16 protein-coding genes are annotated in these 20,622 nt (G+C 62.2%); 7 read left to right on the forward strand and 9 right to left on the reverse strand.

The genetic code is table 11. From position 1 onward, the window contains the following. Positions 1-129 precede the first annotated feature (129 nt). Entirely contained in the window at positions 130-843 is a 714-nt protein-coding gene (locus HU811_RS13780) for a GntR family transcriptional regulator (RefSeq protein ID WP_047226532.1), read from the forward strand. Positions 844-905: 62 nt separating this feature from the next. Here HU811_RS13780 and HU811_RS13785 read toward each other — a convergent pair whose 3' ends face one another. Both HU811_RS13785 and HU811_RS13790 read right to left on the reverse strand, forming a co-directional pair. Further along, complete coding sequence (locus tag HU811_RS13785; RefSeq protein ID WP_186656412.1) at positions 906-1,856, reverse strand: PDR/VanB family oxidoreductase; 951 nt, start codon at positions 1,854-1,856, stop codon at positions 906-908. Next, positions 1,853-2,929, reverse strand: coding sequence for a Rieske 2Fe-2S domain-containing protein (locus tag HU811_RS13790; protein WP_186656414.1), 1,077 nt, complete (start codon positions 2,927-2,929; stop codon positions 1,853-1,855). Before HU811_RS13790 ends, HU811_RS13785 begins: the two co-directional genes overlap by 4 nt. 215 nt (positions 2,930-3,144) lie before the next feature. Between HU811_RS13790 and HU811_RS13795 the strand changes: the two genes are divergently transcribed. Both HU811_RS13795 and HU811_RS13800 read left to right on the forward strand, forming a co-directional pair. After that, positions 3,145-3,981 (forward strand): AraC family transcriptional regulator, encoded by an 837-nt coding sequence (locus HU811_RS13795; RefSeq protein WP_092397960.1) that lies wholly within the window; start codon positions 3,145-3,147, stop codon positions 3,979-3,981. Positions 3,982-4,034: 53 nt separating this feature from the next. Beyond that, positions 4,035-4,637 carry a LysE family translocator gene (locus HU811_RS13800; protein ID WP_092453284.1) on the forward strand — a complete coding sequence of 201 codons (603 nt, stop codon included), beginning with the start codon at positions 4,035-4,037 and terminating at the stop codon, positions 4,635-4,637. Between the two features lie 68 nt (positions 4,638-4,705). On the opposite strand, the gene aldA is transcribed toward HU811_RS13800, so the two are convergent. Genes aldA through HU811_RS13820 form a run of 4 tightly spaced genes read right to left on the reverse strand, consistent with a single transcriptional unit; the run spans position 4,706 to position 9,459 of the window. Beyond that, positions 4,706-6,139, reverse strand: coding sequence for an aldehyde dehydrogenase (aldA, locus tag HU811_RS13805; RefSeq protein ID WP_186656416.1), 1,434 nt, complete (start codon positions 6,137-6,139; stop codon positions 4,706-4,708). An 11-nt stretch (positions 6,140-6,150) separates the two neighbouring features. Then, positions 6,151-6,951 (reverse strand): aldolase/citrate lyase family protein, encoded by an 801-nt coding sequence (locus HU811_RS13810; RefSeq protein ID WP_186656418.1) that lies wholly within the window; start codon positions 6,949-6,951, stop codon positions 6,151-6,153. A gap of 11 nt (positions 6,952-6,962) precedes the next feature. Continuing rightward, positions 6,963-8,147 carry an L-rhamnonate dehydratase gene (gene rhmD / locus HU811_RS13815; RefSeq protein WP_092397968.1) on the reverse strand — a complete coding sequence of 395 codons (1,185 nt, stop codon included), beginning with the start codon at positions 8,145-8,147 and terminating at the stop codon, positions 6,963-6,965. Positions 8,148-8,163: 16 nt separating this feature from the next. Then, complete coding sequence (locus HU811_RS13820) at positions 8,164-9,459, reverse strand: MFS transporter (RefSeq protein ID WP_092397970.1); 1,296 nt, start codon at positions 9,457-9,459, stop codon at positions 8,164-8,166. 126 nt (positions 9,460-9,585) lie between these two features. Between HU811_RS13820 and HU811_RS13825 the strand changes: the two genes are divergently transcribed. Both HU811_RS13825 and HU811_RS13830 read left to right on the forward strand, forming a co-directional pair. Beyond that, the gene (locus HU811_RS13825) at positions 9,586-10,530 is read left to right on the forward strand and encodes a LysR family transcriptional regulator (protein ID WP_186656420.1); all 945 of its coding nucleotides are present in this window, start codon (positions 9,586-9,588) and stop codon (positions 10,528-10,530) included. Between the two features lie 128 nt (positions 10,531-10,658). After that, on the forward strand, positions 10,659-15,755 hold the full coding sequence (locus HU811_RS13830; RefSeq protein WP_186656422.1) for a dermonecrotic toxin domain-containing protein: 5,097 nt from the start codon (positions 10,659-10,661) through the stop codon (positions 15,753-15,755). Here the strand turns inward: HU811_RS13830 and HU811_RS13835 are convergent. Then, on the reverse strand, positions 15,724-16,695 hold the full coding sequence (locus HU811_RS13835) for a class I SAM-dependent methyltransferase (protein ID WP_186656425.1): 972 nt from the start codon (positions 16,693-16,695) through the stop codon (positions 15,724-15,726). The genes HU811_RS13830 and HU811_RS13835 overlap by 32 nt on opposite strands. A gap of 90 nt (positions 16,696-16,785) precedes the next feature. Beyond that, positions 16,786-17,448 (reverse strand): murein L,D-transpeptidase catalytic domain family protein, encoded by a 663-nt coding sequence (locus HU811_RS13840; RefSeq protein ID WP_092398578.1) that lies wholly within the window; start codon positions 17,446-17,448, stop codon positions 16,786-16,788. Positions 17,449-17,628: 180 nt separating this feature from the next. Here HU811_RS13840 and HU811_RS13845 point away from each other — a divergent pair, with 180 nt between their 5' ends. Continuing rightward, positions 17,629-19,191, forward strand: coding sequence for a L,D-transpeptidase family protein (locus HU811_RS13845; protein WP_186656428.1), 1,563 nt, complete (start codon positions 17,629-17,631; stop codon positions 19,189-19,191). 6 nt (positions 19,192-19,197) lie between these two features. Here the strand turns inward: HU811_RS13845 and HU811_RS13850 are convergent, their stop codons facing one another. After that, a complete protein-coding gene (locus HU811_RS13850) occupies positions 19,198-19,830 on the reverse strand; it encodes an NAD(P)H-dependent oxidoreductase (RefSeq protein ID WP_186656430.1) in 633 nt (210 codons plus the stop codon). 86 nt (positions 19,831-19,916) lie between these two features. On the opposite strand from HU811_RS13850, the gene HU811_RS13855 reads away from it, so the two are divergent. Next, positions 19,917-20,546 (forward strand): TetR/AcrR family transcriptional regulator, encoded by a 630-nt coding sequence (locus HU811_RS13855; RefSeq protein ID WP_186656433.1) that lies wholly within the window; start codon positions 19,917-19,919, stop codon positions 20,544-20,546. Positions 20,547-20,622: the final 76 nt, after the last annotated feature.

Here is a 20,622-nt window from a genome sequence, read left to right on the forward strand (position 1 = left end):
ATCGCGGGCAAGCCTTGCTCCCACAGGACTTTCCTGAGCCTGATTCTTCTTCGATTGGCCTGCCCCCGTCGTGACACCCCGTCCCAAGCCTTCTACTATGGCGACTCTGTTTTCTCTGGAAGAACCTGGATGAGTAAGCCTGGCCAAACGGTGCTGGTCGCATTGCGCAGGATGATCGCCTCAGGCGAGCTGGCGGGTGGTGAGCGCTTGATGGAAATTCCCACGGCTGAGTTGTTCGGTGTTTCGCGAATGCCGGTGCGCATGGCGTTTCGTACCCTGGAGCAGGAAGGGCTGCTGGTGCGCTTCGGTGGTCGCGGATTCCAGGTGCGCTCGGTCAGTGCCGAGGAAATCGCCGGGGCCGTGGAAGTGCGTGGTGTGCTCGAAGGCCTGGCCGCGCGGCAAACGGCCGAGCGTGGCTTATCCGAAGAGGGGCGAGCGGCACTTGAACAGTGCCTGGTGCAGGGCGACGAACTGTTTGCCAAGGGCTATGTAACCGAGGACGACCTTGAGGTCTATCACGACTTGAACATGCGCTTTCATCAGGTGATCGTCGAGGGCAGCCATAACCCGGCGATTGCCGATGCCCTGGCGCGCAACGATCACCTGCCATTTGCCTCAGTCACCGCCCTGGCGGTGGATCGCCAGAACATGGCCGGCGAGTTTCGCCGCTTCAACTACGCCCACATGCAGCACCACTCAGTGTTCGATGCGCTGATCCATCGCCAGGGCGCCCGCGCCGAGGCAATCATGCGCGAACATGCCAATGCGACTTTGCGTTATGCCGAGGTGTTCGGCTCGACGTTGGCTGATGAGCGGATGAAGGTGATTGTTCGGTCGCAGTGAGCACGCATACGCCTGTGGGAGCAAAACTGTGCTCTCACAGGCTTTGGCCACTGCGTTTTGGGTCAGATATCCAACACCAGAAGTGGCGTCTTCGAGCGGGAGCAGCACGGCGTGAACTGGTCGTTGCAAGCCTGTTCAGCCTCGGTCAAAAACATGTCCCGGTGCTCCGGCACACCTTCCAGCACACGCGTCAGGCAGGTGCCACACACGCCCTGTTCGCAGGAAATCGGAATCTCGATGCCGTGACTTTCCAGCACCTGGACCACGCTTCGGTCGGCGGGTACTTCGAAGACCTGGCCGCTGCTGGCGACTTTCACCGAGAAGCTGCCATCCGCGCGGGTGTCGGTGGGCGCTGCGGCGAAATACTCGCGGTGCACACAGGTTTCCTGCCAGCCCAGGGCCCTGGCGGTATCGAGTACATGCTGCATAAAACCGCCGGGGCCGCACACATAAAGGTGCAGATTGTCACCAGGCGCGGCCAGCACTCGAGCGGCGTCCAGCATGGTCTCGGGTTCTTCATCAAAATGCAGGAACACTCGATCGGCATAGGGTGACCGGCGCAAGCGTTCGACAAACGCTGCCCGCTCCCTGGAGCGGGCGCAGTAATGCAGCTCGAACGCCGCACCGCTCTGGGCCAGCTGTTCGGCCATGCACAGGATTGGCGTGATCCCGATGCCTCCGGCAAACAGCAAGCTGCGTCGGGCCTCTGGGGCGAGGGGGAACAAGTTGCGCGGTTCACTGATCAGCAGGCGCGCGCCAGGCAGAATCTGTTCATGCAAATTGCGCGAACCGCCTCGAGACGCCACATCCTTGAGCACCCCGATGAGGTAGCGATGCCGTTCCTCGGGATGATTGCACAGCGAATACTGACGAATCATGCCGTTGGGTAGGTGTACGTCGATATGGGCACCGGCGGTGAACGCCGGTAAAGGCTGGCCGTCGACACTCGTCAGCTCGTAGCTGCAGATGTCTTGGGCTTCGTTGTGCCGCGCCGTGACCTGGACTTCAATCATGCTCGTTGCTCCCCCTGATGGGTGCTGGCAATCAATCCCGCTTGCGGCTCGCGCTCGCGGGCAATCAAACGGTCCAGCACCCGACGCGACTGCACGCCGCCGGCATCGATATTGAGCTTGAGCAGGCTGCGTTGTGGGTGATCCAGCAAGTTGCGTTGCTGACGCTCGAGCATCTCCAGGTCTTCGCTGAAAATCTTGCCCTGTCCCTCGCGAATGCTGGCGGTCAGCGCTTCGTCCTGCGGCTGGAAGTGTCGGGCCATGCCCCAGAAGTACCAGATGGATGTCTCGGTTTCCGGGGTAATGAAGTCCACCACGATGCTGGACGCCTTGAACTGCGGCGCGGCGTGATACCCGCCCTTGCCGGCATGGGCCACGCCAACTTCGATCAGCACATGGCTGGGCGGGGTGAAACGGCAGATCTGCCAGCGGTCCACCGGCACGTCGTCGGCCAGGTTGTTGCCCCGCAAGGCCATGCGCCAGAAAGGCGGGGCCATGATGTTTTCCATATGCCGGGCGGTGACCACTTCGTCACCTTCGACCGTGGTCACCGGCGGCGCCTCGTCGATTTCCTTCTGGCCGATGCTGGAGGCGTGCACGTAGGTTTCGTGAGTCAGGTCCATCAGGTTGTCGATCATCAGGCGGTAATCGCACTGGATATGGAACAGGCCGCCGCCGTAAGCCCACTCGTCACTTTCGGCCCATTCAAGATGATGAATCAGCGTCGGGTCAGCCAAGGCCTGGTCGCCGGGCCAGACCCAGATAAACCCATAGCGCTCCTGCACCGCAAAGGTCTTGTTGCATGGGAAACCCCGCACCCGTTGCCCCGGCATTTCCACAGTCTTGCCGTCGCCCCCCATCACCAGGCCGTGATAGCCGCACACCAGGTTACCGTTTTCGACATAGCCCAAAGAGAGCGGGGCGCCGCGGTGGGGGCAGAAATCTTCCACAGCGACAACTTGGCCTTCATGACCGCGGTAAAAAACCATTTTCTCACCGCATATCTGGCGGCCCAGCGGTTTGTCAGCGAGTTCATCAGGGGTGCAGGCGACATACCAGGTGTTCTTGGGGTACATGACGGATCTCCGTACGGACATTGTTGTGCTTATGGATCCATTAACTCTCTTAACTATTTCCGTTGTCAATATTTTTGGCGGCTTTGCTGACGGTTGGCGCCCTCTAATGGATCCATTTGTTTTCCTTCCTATGAAAAAAACTGCACAAATCTTCCAGACACCTCTGGCGCCAGCGGTTAACCTGCTCGGGCAGATACACAAAAACGGGACCGCCCATGACGCCGCGCAACTGGATCGATCTCAAGCAGGACGCCACGTCCGGCATCGAGACCGTGCGCGCGCATTTCGAGGGGCATGCCTACGATCCCCATTGGCACGACGCCTATCTGGTGGGCGTGACCGAGCAGGGCGTGCAGCAGTTCCATTGTCGCCGCCAGCAGCACAACAGCACGCCAGGCAAGGTGTTTCTGCTCGAGCCTGGCGAGTTGCATGACGGCAACGCGCCCCACGCCAGTGGTTTCACCTATCGCACGTTGTACCTCGAGCCACAGTGGCTGGAGCGCGAGTTGCGGTCGTTGTTCGACGTGGCTCCGGATAATGCACAGCTGGGATTTGCCGCCACCCTGGCTGACGATGCGCGGCTGGCGAGCGCCACGGCGCTGGCGTTCCAGAGCCTGCACCAGCAGGAGATCCGCATCGTCCGTCAGACGACCCTCGACGCCTTGCTGGCTAACCTGACCCAGCATCTGCACTGGCGTGCGCGGATCAATCCCGATCCGCGCTTGCCATTGGTGGCGCAGCAGGCCCGTGATTACCTGCACAGTCATCTGAGTGAAGACATCGGGCTGGATGACCTGGCACGGGTCACCGGGGTGGATCGTTTTCGCCTGACCCGCGCCTTCAAGGCTGCGTTCGGTCTCGCCCCCCATGCCTATCTGATCCAGTTGCGTCTGGCCCGGGCCCGGCGCTTGCTGGCCCGTGGCGAAAGCGCGGTGGCGGTGGCGGCGATACTCGGGTTTGCCGACCAGAGTCATTTGGGTCGCTGGTTCCAGCGTGCCTATCGCCTGAGCCCGGCGGACTACCGCAAGCGTTGCTCAAACGTTCCAGACTGAGCGCGGTTGGGTGGGGATGATCAGGCTACGATCATTCACCGAGATGTTGCTCCATGGACCAGTTGCTGCCGTTTGCCTTGTTCGCCTTTGTCGCCTCCATTACCCCGGGCCCGACCAATATCCTGGTGCTGAGCCACAGCTCGCGCTTTGGCCTGGCAACCACCTGGCCGATCATCCTCGGCGCCTGCGCCGCCGCAGCCTTGTTGGTGTTGTTGGTCGGCACGGGATTGGGGGATGTGCTGGCCCGTCATGCGACGATTCAGACGTTGCTGTCATGGGCTGGAATTGCCTGGCTGAGCTGGATGGCCTGGCAAATATTCAGCACGCCGGCCCAGGCCATTGACCCCGAGCGCCGCATTGAGGGCCCACGACTTGGCTTGACAGGGGCGGCCGCTTTGCAGTTGGTCAATCCCAAGACCTGGATGATGGCATTGGCGGTGGTCAGCGTTTTCGCCGGCACCGAGGCCGACCGCACCGTGCGGGTGCTCTGGCTGTCCCTGGCGTTCTTCGCGATTTCCATTCCGTGCATGACCGTGTGGGCCTATCTGGGCCTCGGTGCTGCCAGATTCTGCCGCAGCGCCGTGGCCATGGGCCGGTTCAATCGAGTCATGGCGGTGTTGTTGCTGATGTCGGCGTGGTTGACGTTGGTGGTCTGAGCCGCTGACGAGAGGGGCGAAGCGCCCACCCAAAGGCAGCGTTTCGCCACGCCTCGGTCTATCGCAGGTCAGCTTTGCAAGTACACCGCATGGGTATGGGTGTACTCGTACAAGCCGTGCTTGCCATCGGCTCCTCCCACCCCGGACTTACGCACGCCGGCATGGAAGCCCTGCATGGCTTCGAAGTTTTCGCGGTTGACGTAGGTCTCGCCAAAGTCCAGGCCACGAATGGCGTGCATGGCCCGGCTCAGGTCGCGGGTGTAGACCGAAGAGGTCAGGCCGTAGTCGCAGTCATTGGCCAGGGCGATGGCCTCGTCCAGGTCGTCAATGATCTGGATCGGCAGCACGGGACCGAAGATTTCCTCACGCATGATGTCCATCGAGGCGTTGCAACCGGCCAGGACTGTGGGTTGAAAGTGAAAGCCCTGGGGACGATCCGCCACGCGGCCGCCGCTGACCAGGCTGGCGCCTTGGCTGAGGGCGGTTCGCACCTTGCGTTCAACACTGTCCAGGCCCTGACGGTTGATCAGTGGACCCATTTCCACGTCGGCTTCGGCGATCGGGTCGCCGTAGCGGGTGGCGGACATCGCCGCGCTGATGCGTTCGATGAATTGATCGGCGACCTTGCGCTCAACGTAGACACGTTCGGCACAGTTGCAGACTTGCCCGGTATTGATAATCCGTGAGTCGCGAATGGCTTTCACCGCCAGCGCCAGATCGGCGTCCGCCAGCACTATGGCCGGGGCCTTGCCGCCCAGTTCCAGGTTGAGTTTGGTAATGTTCGGTGCCGCCGCCATCATGATCCGTGAGCCGGTGTCGACGCTGCCGGTGAAGCTGATCATGTCCACGCCTTGGTGAGCGCTCAAGGCTGCGCCGACCTGGCCGTCGCCGCATACAACATTGAACACGCCGGGTGGCAGGTCGGTTTCGGCCACCAGTCGGGCAAATTCGAAGCAGTTGTTCGGGGTTTCTTCGCTGGGCTTGATGACGATGGTGTTGCCGGTCAACAACGCCGGGGCCATCTTGCGAGCGATCAGGAAGAACGGAAAGTTCCACGGCAGGATCCCGGCCACCACGCCCAGGGGCTTGCGGAACAGAAAGATGTTTTCACCGGGCCGGTCGCTGGTGATGATCTCGCCTTCGATGCGTCGGGCCCATTCGGCCATATAGTCGAGGTAGTCAGCGGTGAAATTCACCTCCACCTCGGCCAGGGCGCTGATCTTGCCTTGCTCCAGGGTGATGGTGCGTGCCAGGTGGGTGACGTTTTCCCGCAGTTTGGCGGCGATGCGGCGCAGGTGTCCGGCGCGTTCGATAGCCGGTTTGGCCGCCCAGTCTTTCTGCGCGGCGCGGGCGGCAGCCAGGGCCTGATCGACGTTGGCGGCGCTGGAAGCCGGAACCCGGGACAGCAAAGCGCCGGTTGCGGGGTTGAACACCTCCAGGTGCGCCTCGCTGTGGGTGAACTGGCCGTTGATGAAATTCTGGAATACAGGAATGGATGACATGGCGGTGTCCTTCAATAAGTGCGCGACGGTGCTTGAACGGCGGCGGGTTCACGGTAGCGGGCGAGGGTGGCAATGGCACTCTGGCGCAGCAGGCTGATGTCGATGGCCACGGCAATGAACTGGCAGCCCCAGCCCTGATAACGGCGGGCGTCTTCTTCGTTGGGCGCGAGGATGCCGCAGGCCTTGCCGGCGGCGAGGGTGGCGTTCACGGCGTATTGGATGCGCGCCTGGACCTCGGGGTGGCCAGGATTGCCTGCATGACCAAGGCCGATGGACAGGTCGGCGGGGCCGATGAACACCGCGTCCACACCCTCGACCGCGGCGATGGCTTCGACGTTTTCCACCCCAGTGCGTGACTCCACCTGGACGATCAGGCACAGCTCTTGATGGGCTGTGGTGAGGTAGTTGGCGACGCCGTCCCAGCGGGTCGCGCGGGTCAGGCCACCGCCCACACCACGAATGCCGTGGGGTGGATAACGCATGGCGCGCACCAGGGCCTGAGCCTGTTCAGCGGTCTCGACCATGGGAATCATCAGGGTTTGGGCGCCGACGTCCAACAGTTGCTTGATCAGGTTGGCATCGCCGGTCACCGCTCGCACCACTGGCGCGGTGGCATAGGGCGCCACGGCCTGGAGCTGGTTGAGCACGCTGGGCACGCTGTTGGGGGCGTGTTCGCCGTCGATCAGCATCCAGTCGTAACCGGTGCCGGCGACGATTTCGGCGGCGTAACCGCTGGTGAAGCCGGCCCAGATGCCGTACTGCGTATGCTTGGCGGTGAGCGCGGCCTTGAAGGCGTTGTGAGGCATGTTCATGGTGGGCTCCTCTAGCGGTGATAAGGCCGGTGCAGTTGGCACTCAGGATTCAGCGCCACGCCGAAGCCGGGCTGGTCGAGGACCGACAGGCGCATGCGGCCTTGCACCGGTACCGGCTCGCCCAGCAATTGCGGGTGGAACATCGGCACCACTTCATCCGCCTGGGGCGCCATCATCAGGAATTCGGCGAACGGACTGTTATGCCGGGTGGCGACGAAGTGATAGCTGTAGACCGAGGAACCGTGGGGGATGACCAGTGCGTTATGGGCATCGGCCAGGGCCGAGATTTTCACCAGTTCGGTGAGGCCGCCGCACCAGCCGACGTCCGGCTGGATGATGTCGCAGCAGCCCATTTCCAGCAGCATGCGAAAGCCCCAACGGGTGGCTTCGTGCTCGCCGGTGGTTACCAGCATGCCCTTGGGTACATTGTTGCGCAGCGCCGCGTAGCCCCAATAATCGTCGGGTGGCAGAGCCTCTTCGATCCATTTCAAGCCATGCTCATGGGCGCCGACCGCAAGTCTGGTGGCGTAGTTGAGGTCCAGGCTCATCCAGCAATCGAGCATCAACCAGAAGTCCGGACCGACCCGTTCGCGCATCGTCGCCAGTGCCTCGAGATTCTTGCGCAGGCCTTCCTCGCCTTCGGCCGGGCCGTGATGCAAAGGCATCTTGCCGCCGATGAAACCCATTTTCTGCGCCAGGTCGGGGCGGGCGCCGGTGGCGTAGAACTGCAACTCATCGCGCACCGCGCCGCCGAGCAGTTGATGCACCGGTTCCTGGCGGATCTTGCCCAGCAAGTCCCAGAGCGCCAGATCCACACCAGAAATCGTGTTGATCACCAGGCCTTTGCGACCGTAGTAGAGCGTCGATTGGTACATCTGGTCCCAGATCTTTTCGATGTCGGTGACCCGGGCACCTTCGACGAATCGCGCCAGATGCTTCTCTACGATGTAGGCCGCCGGTTCGCCGCCGGTGGTCACGGCAAAACCGACCGTGCCGTCGCTGGCCTCGATCTCTACCACCAGGGTGCCAAGCACGTTGATACCGAAGCTGCGGCGGCTCTGCCGGTACTGTGGGTATTTGCTCATCGGCGTGGCGATGTGATCGTCGATCCAGTGGCCGTCCGCCTGATCGTGATAATCCGCGCCGCCGCCTCGCAGGACGAAGGCGCGAACGTGTTTGATTGTGGGGATACCCATGGTGCAGCTCCTTGAGTTAAACCGTGGCCGGTGTGTTCGAAGCGCGTTGGCCGGGGGAGTGGATGCCCAGTACCAGCAACGCGGCGATGACGGTGGTGGCGGCGAGCAAATAAAGGCCGGCCGCGGGGGAATGAAAGGCGCCTTCGGCCCAGTTCTTCAGCACCGGGGCAATGAAACCGCCGAGTGCGCCGAAGGAGTTGATCAACGCGATACCTGCCGCAGCGGCACTGCCAGCCAGGTAACTGGAGGGAAAGGTCCAGAACACCGGCTGCACGGCGATGAAACCGGAAGCGGCAAAACAGAGGGCGATGATGCCCAGCAGCGGGCTGGAAACGCTCACCGAGCAGGCGATCCCGGCGGCGGCCATCAACAGGGTCAACGCAGCCGTGCGGCGACGCTGGCCAGTGCGGTCGCTGTAACCGGGAATCAGGTAGGCCGCGCACAGCGCACAAACCCACGGAATGGCCGTGACCAGGCCCACCATCAAGCCAACCTTGCTGCCCAGCAACCCGCCCACTTGGGTCGGCAGGTAAAACACCACGCCGTAGACGCTGGCCTGGATCAGCAGGTAGATCAGGCACAGGTACAGCACCGAAGGCTGGCACAACACGCTGAGCAGGCTGCGGCCATGGGATTGTTTGTGCTGGTCCTCGGCATCAAGCAGCTCCTGGACCTGGCGGCGCTCTTCAACCGTCAGCCATTTCGCGTCGGCGGGGCGGTTGTCCAGGTACCAGTAGGCCCATACGCCCACTGCCGAAGCCATCAGGCCTTCTACGGCGAACAGCCATTGCCAGCCGTGAACACCGGCGAAACCGTCCAGTTCCAACAGCAGGCCTGATAGCGGGCTGCCGAATATGAACGCCAGTGGTGCACCGAAATAAAAGAAGCCCATGGCCTTGCCCCGGGCCGCCGAGGGGAACCAGTAGGTGAGGTAGAGAATCACGCCGGGGAAGAACCCGGCTTCGGCCACGCCTAGCAGGAAGCGCAGCACATAGAAACTGGTTTCGTTGTGGGCAAAGACCATCGCCGCCGACACCAGGCCCCAGGTGACCATGATCCGGCACATCCACAGCTTCGCGCCGACGCGGTGAAGGATCAGGTTGCTGGGCACTTCCAGCAACGCGTAACCGGCAAAGAACACGCCGGCACCAAATGCGAATGCGGCGTCGCCGATACCGGTGTCGGCCTGGAAGGCTTGCTTGGCGAAGCCAACGTTGGCGCGGTCGAGAAAAGCCATGATGTACATCAGCAGCAGGAAGGGCAGCAGGCGCCAGGAAATCTTGGCCAGCACAGACACAGGAAGAGTCTTCATCGCGGGAGTCCTTTAGCAGGTATTTGTTCTTATGGGCTGGACTGTACGGCGGGCGATTGATGCGTTACAAATCGAATCTCGCTAACAATCGATACCTTGAAGGTATCGGTAATCAGAGGCCTATCAATGACTCATCCTGTATTGTCGCGCAGTCTGTTCAACCGCCTGCGCTACAAGCACTTGCACATGCTGGTGGCCTTAAGCGCCAGCCAGAACCTGCACCGGGCGTCCCAGAGCCTGAACATGTCGCAACCGGCGGCGACCCGGATGCTGCACGAGATCGAGGACATGTTCGGTTGCGACCTGTTCGAGCGACTGCCCCGGGGCATGCGTCCGACTGCCCTGGGCCAGGAGCTGATTCGCTTCGCCGAGTTGGCTCTCAGCGGCCTGGACCGCTGCGCTGAAGACCTGCTGGCCCGGCAGCAAGGCGGTTACGGTTACCTGTCCATCGGCACCATCATGGGAGCAGCGCCGGACCTGGTCATGGACTCCATTGCCCGGATCAAGGCGCTCAATCCGCAGCTGCGGATCCGCATCATGGGCGACACCAGCGACCAGGTGATCCAGTTGCTGGAGCAAGGCCGCATTGACCTGGCCATCGCCCGGCGCAACGCCGCCACCGACAGCGAGCACTACGACTTCGAACCACTGGGCAATGAGCGACTGCTGGTGGTGGTTCACGCCGGCCATCCCCTGGCCCGGCGCAAAAAACTGGACCTGGCCGAACTGGTCAGCGACTGGCCGTGGATCCTGCAGCCGGAAACCAGCCCGGCGCGCATCGGCCTCGATCAAGCGCTGCAACGTCTTGCACTGCCGACGCCCGCAGACATCATCGAATGCAGCTCGGTGTATTCCATGCAACAGCTGATTCAACTGACCGACGCGATCATGGTGCTCTCGGAAACCGCCTTGCGCGATTACCTGAAAATGGGCTTGGTGGTAGCGCTGCCGGTGGCGCTGGACGTGCAAATGGCGCCGTTTGGCTTGTTGCGGCGCAAGGGGGAGCCGGTGAACCGGGAGCTGGGGTTGTTCATTGATCTGCTGCGCACGCAGGCCGCGGCGGGAAGGTAGCGCCGAAGCGCTTGCTGCGCTGACGCCAGCAACCCCTTGCAACGGTTGCGCGGTTTCAAAAAACGATCGGTTTGGAGAGCATCGACCACGTCAACGTATTCAATCGCCCCCAAGGAAGGAGGTCCAACATGTCCACACTCGAGACCCATGTCGAGTTTATCCGCGCCAGGCTGCCCGTCTGGTTGAAACGCGCTTCGCGGGCCCATCAGAAACGTTTCAAGGTCCTCACCCAGCAATTGCAGCGCGACAGTGACACCCTCAATGCGCTGATGATCGACTTGCCAGCCCCCGATACCTTTACGCGCGACCTGCTGCAGGCTCAGCCGCAGGTACAAGCCTGGGGGGCGATGAATGGCACGGGCGGGGTCGCGGGTGCGGTACGTCGGGCCCGGGTCAAGCGCGATCCCTTCGGTGCCTCGCTGTCGGTGGTCGAAGCGGCCATGCGCAATTACCCTCCCGCCGATGCGACCGTCGGCAGCGAGTTCGATAAGAAAGGCGAGCTATTCATCAAGGGCAAGCCTGGAGAGTTCAGCCGTTGGGGGGCGCCGTCAGCCACGGCGGCGCTGCCCACGACCCCGGCCAGCTTCGCGCGGCTTTGTCGACAGGTAGATGTGGGCGGGGCTTATCAGCGCTTGCTTGAACAACGGCTGCCGCGTATCGGCAGAGAGGTTCCCGCCGTCGCCAAGGCCTATAGGGCTTACGCGCGTAGCCAGCTCGCCTATGACGCCTACGAGGCGAAGCTGGATGGACGCCTGGACGAAACGGGTGAGCGATTGCTGGCTTATGTCGGGGTGCAGCTTGAAGATCGACTCGTGGCGCCTCTGGCTTGTGAGGTCAAGGCGCTGGAGGTGCTGTCGGCGCCGCTGTTCGGCGCTCGGGTGTATTGGGGCCTGGCAGCAGATGCCAAAGGCGTGCGCCCGGTGGTCTTGCACCTGCCCCATGATGTGGTGGCGCCCATCAAGCAATTTCCCAGCTTGCAGGCCATGGCCGCTCAGTTGACCGAGCGGATGCGCAAACGCAGTTACCGCCAGAGCCTGATGCGTTACCTTCCGATGCGCTTGCAGGCCCGGCTAGGCGAAGCCCTGCATGATCAGGTGGAGTGGGAGGTAAAGGACAACCTCAATCTCTTTCAGGAAATCCACGCTCGCATTACCGGCTGGCGAGAGGGCGAGCTGGGTGAGGATGGCAACCCCCGACGCATTCGGGTGCCAGCGCCCCACGTGCCCTGGAATCTTAGCGATGTGCGCGAAAATCACTGGGACGATCGCTATCACGAATGGCGCACCCACACCCTGGCCAATGCCTCGGCGCTGATGGTCCCAACCAAGAATCAAGACTGGCAGGCGCTCCTGGCTCGCTTCGAGTATTGGGAAAGCCTCGTCGAGCGCTCGTTGATGCTGGCCGTCAGCTTCATCCCGTTTTGCGCACCGATTGGAATGGCCGCAGCGGCGGTGGGCGGGGTGCGCCTGGTGTATGAGTTCTTCGAAGGTATCCAGGCGTTCAACGAGGGTCATGCGCAAGAAGGCATCGATCACATTTTCAACGTCTTGTTCGGCGTCGCTCAAGGCGCCTACCTTGGGTTTATCGGCGGGGCAGTTGAACCCATGCCGATGCAGGACGGTACGACGCGCCTGTGGAATGGCGATGTCACGCCGTTCCAGGCCCGGCGCCGGCCCCCCATGGAGGCCGAGCAGGATGCCTGGGGCGTCTGGCGCACGACGGACCAGGCATGGGTGCAGGTTGAGGGCCGTTACTTCGAGGTGCAAGGGAGCGCCGATGCCTTGGGTTTGCGCCTGCCCGCCGGGCATCGAGGCGTGACGCCTTTGCTGGAATGGAGCCGCGCCCGTGGCTGGCGCTGGGCGCACCGTAACCCGTTGCAGCGCAGCAACCTGGAACTGTTGCGCGACTTTGCCGAAACGCCAGGCGAGCTGGACGACAATACGATCCTTGCCCTGCAGCGGCAGGTGGGTATCAGCGAGGCGCACCTGCGTTATCTGCAAGTGGAAGGACAGCCGCTGCCGGCGCTATTTGCCGACGCTCTGAGTGAAGCGCGCAATTGGCAAAAGGTGCAGCAGACCATCGGGCGTCTGCGCCGCGATGAAGCGCCTGGGCATGTGCCTGTTCAAATCACGCAAGCCCTCGTGGATCTGCCGGGTTGGCCAAAGGACTTGATGTTGCGCTACCACGACGGCGGACAGACCCACTTGGTAGGCGACACAGCCGCCTCGCGCGCTCTCGACGTGCACGATGCAGACCTGGCGCAAGACGCCTGGGCGGATCGCATCCTGGCTGGGCTGAGCGTGGATGAACAGCGCACACTGCTGGGGCAAAGCTCCCTGGGCCTGCGCCCGGTGGAGCGCAGTCGGTTATTGGCCAGGCGCTGGTCCGATTACCTGGAACGCCATGGGACGCAAGTAAGCGCTGCCATGGTCCGGCCCGCAGGGCTCGATCCGCTGGCTGTTCCCGTGGCGCGTGCCTTCTCAGGCTTACCGGAGTCCATGGCTAACGAACTGGCCAATCTGGCTCAAGGCCAGGACCGGTTGCGCCTGCTTAAAGGCCGGGTTATCGGGCGCCTGGGCAAGCAATGTGTAGAAGCCCTGAGCGAGTTGCGCCTGACCCGTGCCTTGCGCGCCCTGGAGCGTGGCGAAAGCAGTGCCGACCGGGATGGCATCGTCATGGGGCTGCTTGGCAGTATCACGCGCTTGCGCGGTCGACTGCACTTGCGTCTGTTGTCGCCCGAGCAGCTGCACCTGCTCACGGTGGGAGAAAAGGGGCCTTTGAAAGTCATTCGCCAGGAAGGCTGGCAATACCAGCCTTTTGACGAAGAGGGCAGTGAACTGGCCGGGCCTTCGAACCTGGAGCAAGCGCTGCTCAGGGCCATGCCGGACGAGGCGCGCAAAGCCTTGGGCCTGAATATCTGGGACGCGGAGAAGCTGCGCCAGGAACTGCTGGAGATGGCCTTGGGTGACCGCCAGAGCCTGCGCGCTTACTTGCGACTCAAGCGCTTGGACAGCGACGGGTCGGCCCCGCAATGGTTGAACAAGGCCTTCGGTTATCCTCTAAGCGGGCGTGGCAGGCTTCCCTTGCAGCGCTGGCATGGCAGTCTGCAAAGGCGTCTTGAGCGGTTGTATCCCCACTCTGCCGGAGAGGCCCTCGCGGAACTGCAACGAAGCCTGACCGACCAGGCCGGGCGCGAAGGCATCAGCCTGGACGATCTGGTCACTCGGTTGACCCAGGAATGGGCGACGCTGGATGAAGGGCTGCGCCAGTGGGAGGTGCACGAAGGTATTCATCATCCTGTCGAGAGCCAGTATCACCGCGAGGACCTGATTGCTCTGCGCAAGGAGGTGGCGAAGGAAATCCGTCGAGCCTGGCGGCGTGAACCCGATCCGACCAGGGAAGACAGCGAGTTGATTCTGCGTCTGTCAGGGTGGCACATCGGCCGGCTTCCGCCGCTGAGCGCGCGTTTCGAGCACATTGAGGAACTGATGCTGGCTCATATGGGCTTGAATGAGGACCCCTCGGATTTTCTGCGGCTGTTCCCCAATGTCGATACGTTGCGCCTGCACGACAACAACCTCACCGCCGTGCCCGTGGCCACCGGCGAGTTTCGCCACTTGCTGGAACTGTCATTGGGCAAGAACCCGCTCAATATGGATGCGAACGTATTCGCGCCCTTGCTCGGGGCCGATCGCGCGCCCCTTCTAGAAGAACTCAACCTGTCCGGGGTGAGCGGCGGGGCGGTGGGCAGTGCCGACAGGGTGACGGCCATCGGCCGTCTGGGTGAGTTACCTTCACTGCATGAACTGGTATGGTCCGACAACGTGCATTTCACCCCCGAAGAGCTACAGACCATTACCGCGCTACCGGGGTTGCAGAGGCTGGATCTGGCCCGCTGTGGCTTGCGGCTGGATCAGCAGGGCAGTGCCTTTCTGCGCACCGCCACGGGCTTGAAGGAGCTGCGTCTGAGCGGCAACAACTGCCGCGAATTACCTGATTTACCTGAACTTGCGGCCCTGGAATCGCTGGAACTGGCCAATGCGAAGCTCGATCGGGTGCCGGCGCTGGCATTAACCCTGATATCCCGGCCTTCATCCGAACCCCTCTTCGTCGACCTCAAGGGCAACCACATCACTGACATCCAGGGTGATCTGATTCCCGCGCTTGGCAGCATGCCGACGAGCAACACACTTGGGTTGTGGCTCGAAGACAATCCGCTGCCCAGTAGCCAGATCCGGATCCTGCGCGCACTGGACCCACAGTCCTTTCGCTATACCGTCGACGATTGGCTGGAGACCTTCACAGGACTGCAACGGGCGTTGGAAGTGGCTCGCGACGATGCCGGAGGGCGACGGTTCATCGACTGGTTCTGCGCGGCCATCAGTGACGTCGATGCTGACACGCCGGGCGGGCTCGCCCTTGGGGATCGCCAAAGGGCTGCCGGTATTTTGCAGTATTACACCGGCTATCCGGACATCTATGCCGACCTCTCGGCCCGGATTACCGACTTCAACCAGCAACTGGGACAGTTGCGCATGCGCTTGCAAGGGCGGGTCATGGACCCGCAAACGCCGGATGTCGCCGAACTGGAGTTGCACTTTCTCATGTTCCAATCGGTTCAGCGCGCGCGTCTCGAATCGCAAGGCGAGCCTTTTGCAAGCTTCATCGGCAACCACTACGACTATTGGAACCGGGTGCTGAGCAGCCGCATTCCCGAGGTTTCCCAGCGCCGTGCGGCGATGACCCGGGAGGGTTTCATCAATTGGCTCTGCGAAGCCCAGGACACTTTCAACAGCAATGATCAAACGCCCCGGGTAGGGGAATTGGCCTGGCGGCCCTACCTGGGGTTGATGTCCCGCGAATGGGGCGACGGTCTGGCAATCTGGGATACGGTGGAGGATAACCTGGTGGACGCCTTCAGCGAGCCTGTGGATCCGTCCCAGTGGCCGCAGGTGTTGCGCGACAACCTGATGCAACCGGACACTGATCTGCCCAGTGCTCTGGAGTCAGCCATGGAACCCGAAGGGATCGTGTGGCACCGCGTGAGGCTCGAAGCGGTGGCGGATGTGGCCTGGAATGCAGGCACGCCGGTGATGCTCACTGAAGACCAGTTGCGCCGCACCATGGCCATCTACCGTTCGGTCAAAAGCCGGGAAGTCGAGGCCATGGTACGGCGGATCACCTCGAGCATGGTCACCTCCTGGTGGTCGTCGCGTCCGCAGTAGCCTGAGCGTTGGTAAACACCAACGCCTTCAGGCCACATTCCCCGTCGGTGTCGGGAAACTCCGGCGGATTGGCCAGGCGTTCCACGAATTTCAGGCCTGGCGCTTCACGGGTGACACCGTCGATAAGAAAGTCCGGGCCGGTGGCCGGGTCGTTGCTGCAGGCCAGGACCGTGCCACCGGCGCTGAGCAGTTCCGGCAGGCGCCGCAGTACCCGCTGATAGTCTTTGGTCAGCAGGAAACTGCCTTTCTGAAAGGTGGGCGGATCGATGATGACCAGGTCGTAGGGGCCACTGTTGATCACCTTGCCCCAGGACTTGAACAAGTCGTGGCCAAGGAAACGTACCTGACTCAGGTCGTGGCCGTTGATGCGATGATTGTCGCGGCCACGGCTCAGGGCCGCGCGCGACATGTCCAGGTTGACCACATGCTGCGCACCGCCGGCGATGGCGGCCACCGAAAAACCGCAGGTGTAGGCGAACAGATTCAGTACTCGCTTGCCGCTGGCGTTGGCTCGAACCCAGTCGCGGCCGTAGCGCATATCGAGAAAAAGCCCGTTGTTCTGCTTCTTGCCCAGGTCGATCCGGTAACGCAAGCCGCCTTCGATCAGCGTCCATTCTTCGACCGGTTCGCCCACCAGCCACTGGGTAGTGCTGTCGGGAAGATAACGGTGCTGCACGGCCAGCGTATGGGCCGTGCTGTGGCGCCAGGCCGGTGTGGCCGTGAGGGCGAGCAGCATGGACATCAGATCGTCCAACTGCGCAGGCCCAGGCGCCTTGAACAACGAAACCAGCACCACCCCTTGCAGCCAGTCGACGGTGATCTGCTCCAGCCCCGGCCAGCAGCGACCGCGGCCATGGAACAGGCGCCGGGTTTCTTCCGGCACCGAGGTCAGGGCCGTCAGTAAATGGGTCTGCAGGGTTTGAAGGGCTTCAGGGTTCATCGCAAAGGCCAGCAATTCGAAGGGCCGGCATTTTAACCACCCAGTGACCTTGTGGCGAGGGAGCAAACGCCCTCGCCACAAGCGCGCGGCCTAGCCATCACTGGTCGCAAGAATACTGGCAACCTGTTGCGGTTGACAGTTGAGGTAGGCCGAACGCTTGAGCCAGCTTGGGTCCGGGTACCAGGAAAACATGAATTGCCCGTCTTTAAGTTTGTCGATCACCTTGCGCGCCACTTGCGGGCGGACGGCTGGGCAGCCCAGGCTGCGGCCGATGCGCCCCTGACGCACGCTCCACAGCGGGTTCACATAATCGGCGGCGTGGATCACGATCGCGCGATCGCGGGCCAGGTCATTGAAGCCCGGCTCCAGACCATCCATGCGCAACGAGTATCCATGGGCGCCCTGATAACTTTCCTGAGTGCGAAACAGCCCCAGGCTCGACTGGAAACTGCCCAGACGATTGGAGAACTGTGTGGCGAAGTTTTCCCCGGATTTTTGCCCGTGGGCCACCAAGTCGCGCAATACCAGCTTCTTCTGGCGCAGGTCGAAGATCCACAGGCGCCGGGCCGTGGAGGGTTGCGAGTAGTCGATGACCGCCAGGTGACGGGCTGGGCGAGCGCCGTTGGCGACAGCGCATTGCATGGCGCTCAAGGCACTTTTAAGCGCCTGGGGATTGAGTTCCGGCGCTGCGTGGGTGAGGCTGTTGTAAAGCGGCTGAGAATTTCCTTTGTCGGCCAGCGCCGGGCTGCACATGACGCCAAGGCCGGTGATGACCAGGCAGAGTCGGCGCAAGAGGCTGGCTGAAGATGGAAAATTCCCACGGTGGTGTTCGTTTGCGGCATCCCGTCCGATTTGGTTTGTTTGCATGATGGCGGGTCGTACCTGTCGCAAAGTTGACCGTCAACGGGACGGCCATGGATTGGAGTAAAGCAGTTGTTCAAAAAGTCCGCATGTTACCTGAGCCTTTTGTTGCTCACTGCGCCATTGGTCGCTACAGCCGAGCAAAGCGATCCGGCCCTGGTGCAAACCACCTTGGCCCAGCTGTCGGTCAACTGTCCCGAGCTGGCCGCAGCCGTCGACTTTCCGACGATGATGAGTTTGCAGGCGTTCTACGAGCAAAACGCAGGCCAGGACGTCTGGTCGGACGATGAGCGGCGGATGGCGTTGCAGGCACAGTTGCAGCAACTGGCCGACGACGGACTGGACCCGGCACGCTACAGCTTGCCCGCAGAAGAAACCGCCCAAAACGCCCATTGTGTAGACATCGCCATCAGTCAGCGCTACTTGCAAGCGCTGTATGAGCTGCGTTTCGGCTACCTGCCCCAGGACCGTTTGGAGCCGGTGTGGAAGGCCGACCCGCTGCCGCAGGATCGCCAGGCCGTAGTGCTGGCCATCGCCGGGCTGGGGCTGCAGGACCTGAATGAAGCTTTTGAACAGGCCCGACCGCGCCTGGCGCTGTATCGCAACTTGCGTGAACTTTACGCCCGGCAACGGCAACTACCCTTGCCCGAATGGCAACCGGTGCCTGGCGGCCCGTTGTTGCACCCGGACAAGCGCGACGCCCGCGTGCCGGCCCTGGCCCAGCGATTGTTCAGCGAAGGCTATTTCAGCGCACCCCCCGTGATCATCGACGATCACTACAACCCCGACCTGGTGGCGGCGATGAAAAGCTTCCAGCTTCATCATTCGCTGCAAGCCGATGGAGTGGTGGGGCCCTGGACGGTGACGGAGCTGAACATCAGCCCGTTCATGCGGCGCGAGCAGTTGCGCGTCAATCTGGAGCGCATGCGCTGGCTGGCTCGGGACCTGGAGGCGGACAGCGTACTGGTCAATGTGGCGGCGGCCCGGTTGACGGTCTACCAGGACGGCGCACCGGTCTGGCAAACCCGCACCCAAGTGGGCCGCGCGGACCGGGAAACACCCCTGCTCAAGTCCCGGGTGACACGACTGACCCTCAACCCGACCTGGACCATCCCCCCGACCATCATGCGCGAAGACAAACTGCCTGAGATTCGTCGCGACCCCGAGTTCTTGAGTCGACACAACTTGAGGGTGATCGATCGCGATGGCTTGCCGTTACTGGCCCAGGACATCGATTGGGAGCATCCCGGCGGCCTCATGCTGCGCCAGGACCCCGGTCCACAAAACCCACTGGGTAAAATGGCGATCCGCTTTCCCAACCCGTTTTCCGTGTACCTGCATGACACGCCAAGCCAGTCACTGTTCAGCAAGGAACCGCGGGCGTTCAGTTCGGGGTGCGTGCGAGTCGAACAGGCCATGCAGTTGCGCGACTGGCTGGTGAGCCCGGCTGAACGTCTGCGCACCGACACGCTGCTGGCCAGCGGGCTGACTCATGAGTTCAGGTTGGCCAGGCCGGTGCCGATTCTGTTGGGCTACTGGACAGTGCAAGCCGACGGCCAGGGACAGGCAGTGTACATCCCGGATATCTACAAGCGTGATCAGGTCCTCTCTGCCGCCAAGGGCAGCGTGCTCTGATGGCGGTCAGGCGCACTCGGTGCTTGCTTGAACCGGTGCAGTCTCGTCGCGAACCTGGAACAACTGCCGGCCAATGGCATAGGCAGCGTCCAGGTGAAGCGCCGGTTCGAGGGTTTCCGATTCGAGCAAACGCTTGGAACTGACCACCCGGGCGCCGCAGTAATCAAAGATACCGTGGTCGATTTGCGCGGTCATCGCCTGGCCATAACCGTGGCGCTGGAACGTACCTTCATCAGCCCCGCCCACGGCCACCAGATGCACCTGCAAACGCTGCAATTTTTTGATAAAGGGTTTATCGAGGCTGAAATCGAACGCCCAGCCGTTGGAAAACACCCGGTCGATCCACCCCTTGAGCAAGGCTGGCATCGACCACCAGTAAATGGGATACACCAGCACCAGCGCATCTGCGCGGTCGATTCTGGCTTGTTCGGCCAAAACGTCCATGGGCGGTGAGGCTTCGCGGTGGTGTACCGCATGATCGGCGAAACTGAACCGCGGATCGAAGCCTTCGGCGGCCAGGTCGGCGATCTCGAACGTATCGGCGGGATTGGCTTGGGTCAGGCCTTGGGCGATTTTTTTGGCGAGGCCGTGGGTAAGGGAGTGGGAATCGTGGTGAGCGACAACGATGAGTGCGTGCATGGCAAAACTCCTCATGGCAATAACCGGTATCAAGCAGGTATGCTTGGTTAAGTTACCTTTAGTAAGTTACGGTTGGTAAAGTTAGCATGTCAAGCCTTGATGAAAATTCGCGATCTTCTGCTGCTCCCCGTCGACGCTTGTCTCGCGAGGATCGGCAACGGCAGCTGTTGGATGTCGCCTGGCGGCTGGTGCGAGAGGAGGGCAGCGAAGCGCTGACCCTGGCCCGGCTCGCCGAACAGGCGGGGGTCACCAAACCCATCGTGTATGACCACTTCACCACTCGGCCCGGGCTGTTGGCGGCGCTCTATCAGGATTTCGATGCCCGACAGACAGCGCTCATGGACGCCGCCCTGGAAGCGAGCGAGTCGACACTGCAAAGCCGCGCCGAGGTGATTGCTTCTTCGTTTGTCGAATGCGTCCTGCTGCAAGGCCGGGAGATCCCGGGGGTCATTGCAGCGCTGACAAGTTCGCCAGAACTGGAGCGCATCAAACGCGAATATGAGGCGATTTTCCTGGCCAAGTGCCGAGCCGTCCTGGAACCGTTCGCCGGTACACGGGCCCTCACCCAGGCGAGTCTGCGGGCGATGCTGGGTGCGGCAGAAGCCCTGTCCAATGCCGCTGCCACCGGGGAAGTCAGCGCCGACGAGGCCAAACAAGAACTCTTTGTGACCATCGTGGCGATGGTGGACAGAACCGCCCGCATCTGCGCGACCTGAACCTCCCCCATCGCGAGCAGGCTCACTCCCACAATGGCCCGAGCCACTCTGTGGGAGCGAGCCTGCTCGCGATGGC

Source organism: Pseudomonas tehranensis (assembly GCF_014268615.1).
Lineage (GTDB): Bacteria > Pseudomonadota > Gammaproteobacteria > Pseudomonadales > Pseudomonadaceae > Aquipseudomonas > Aquipseudomonas tehranensis.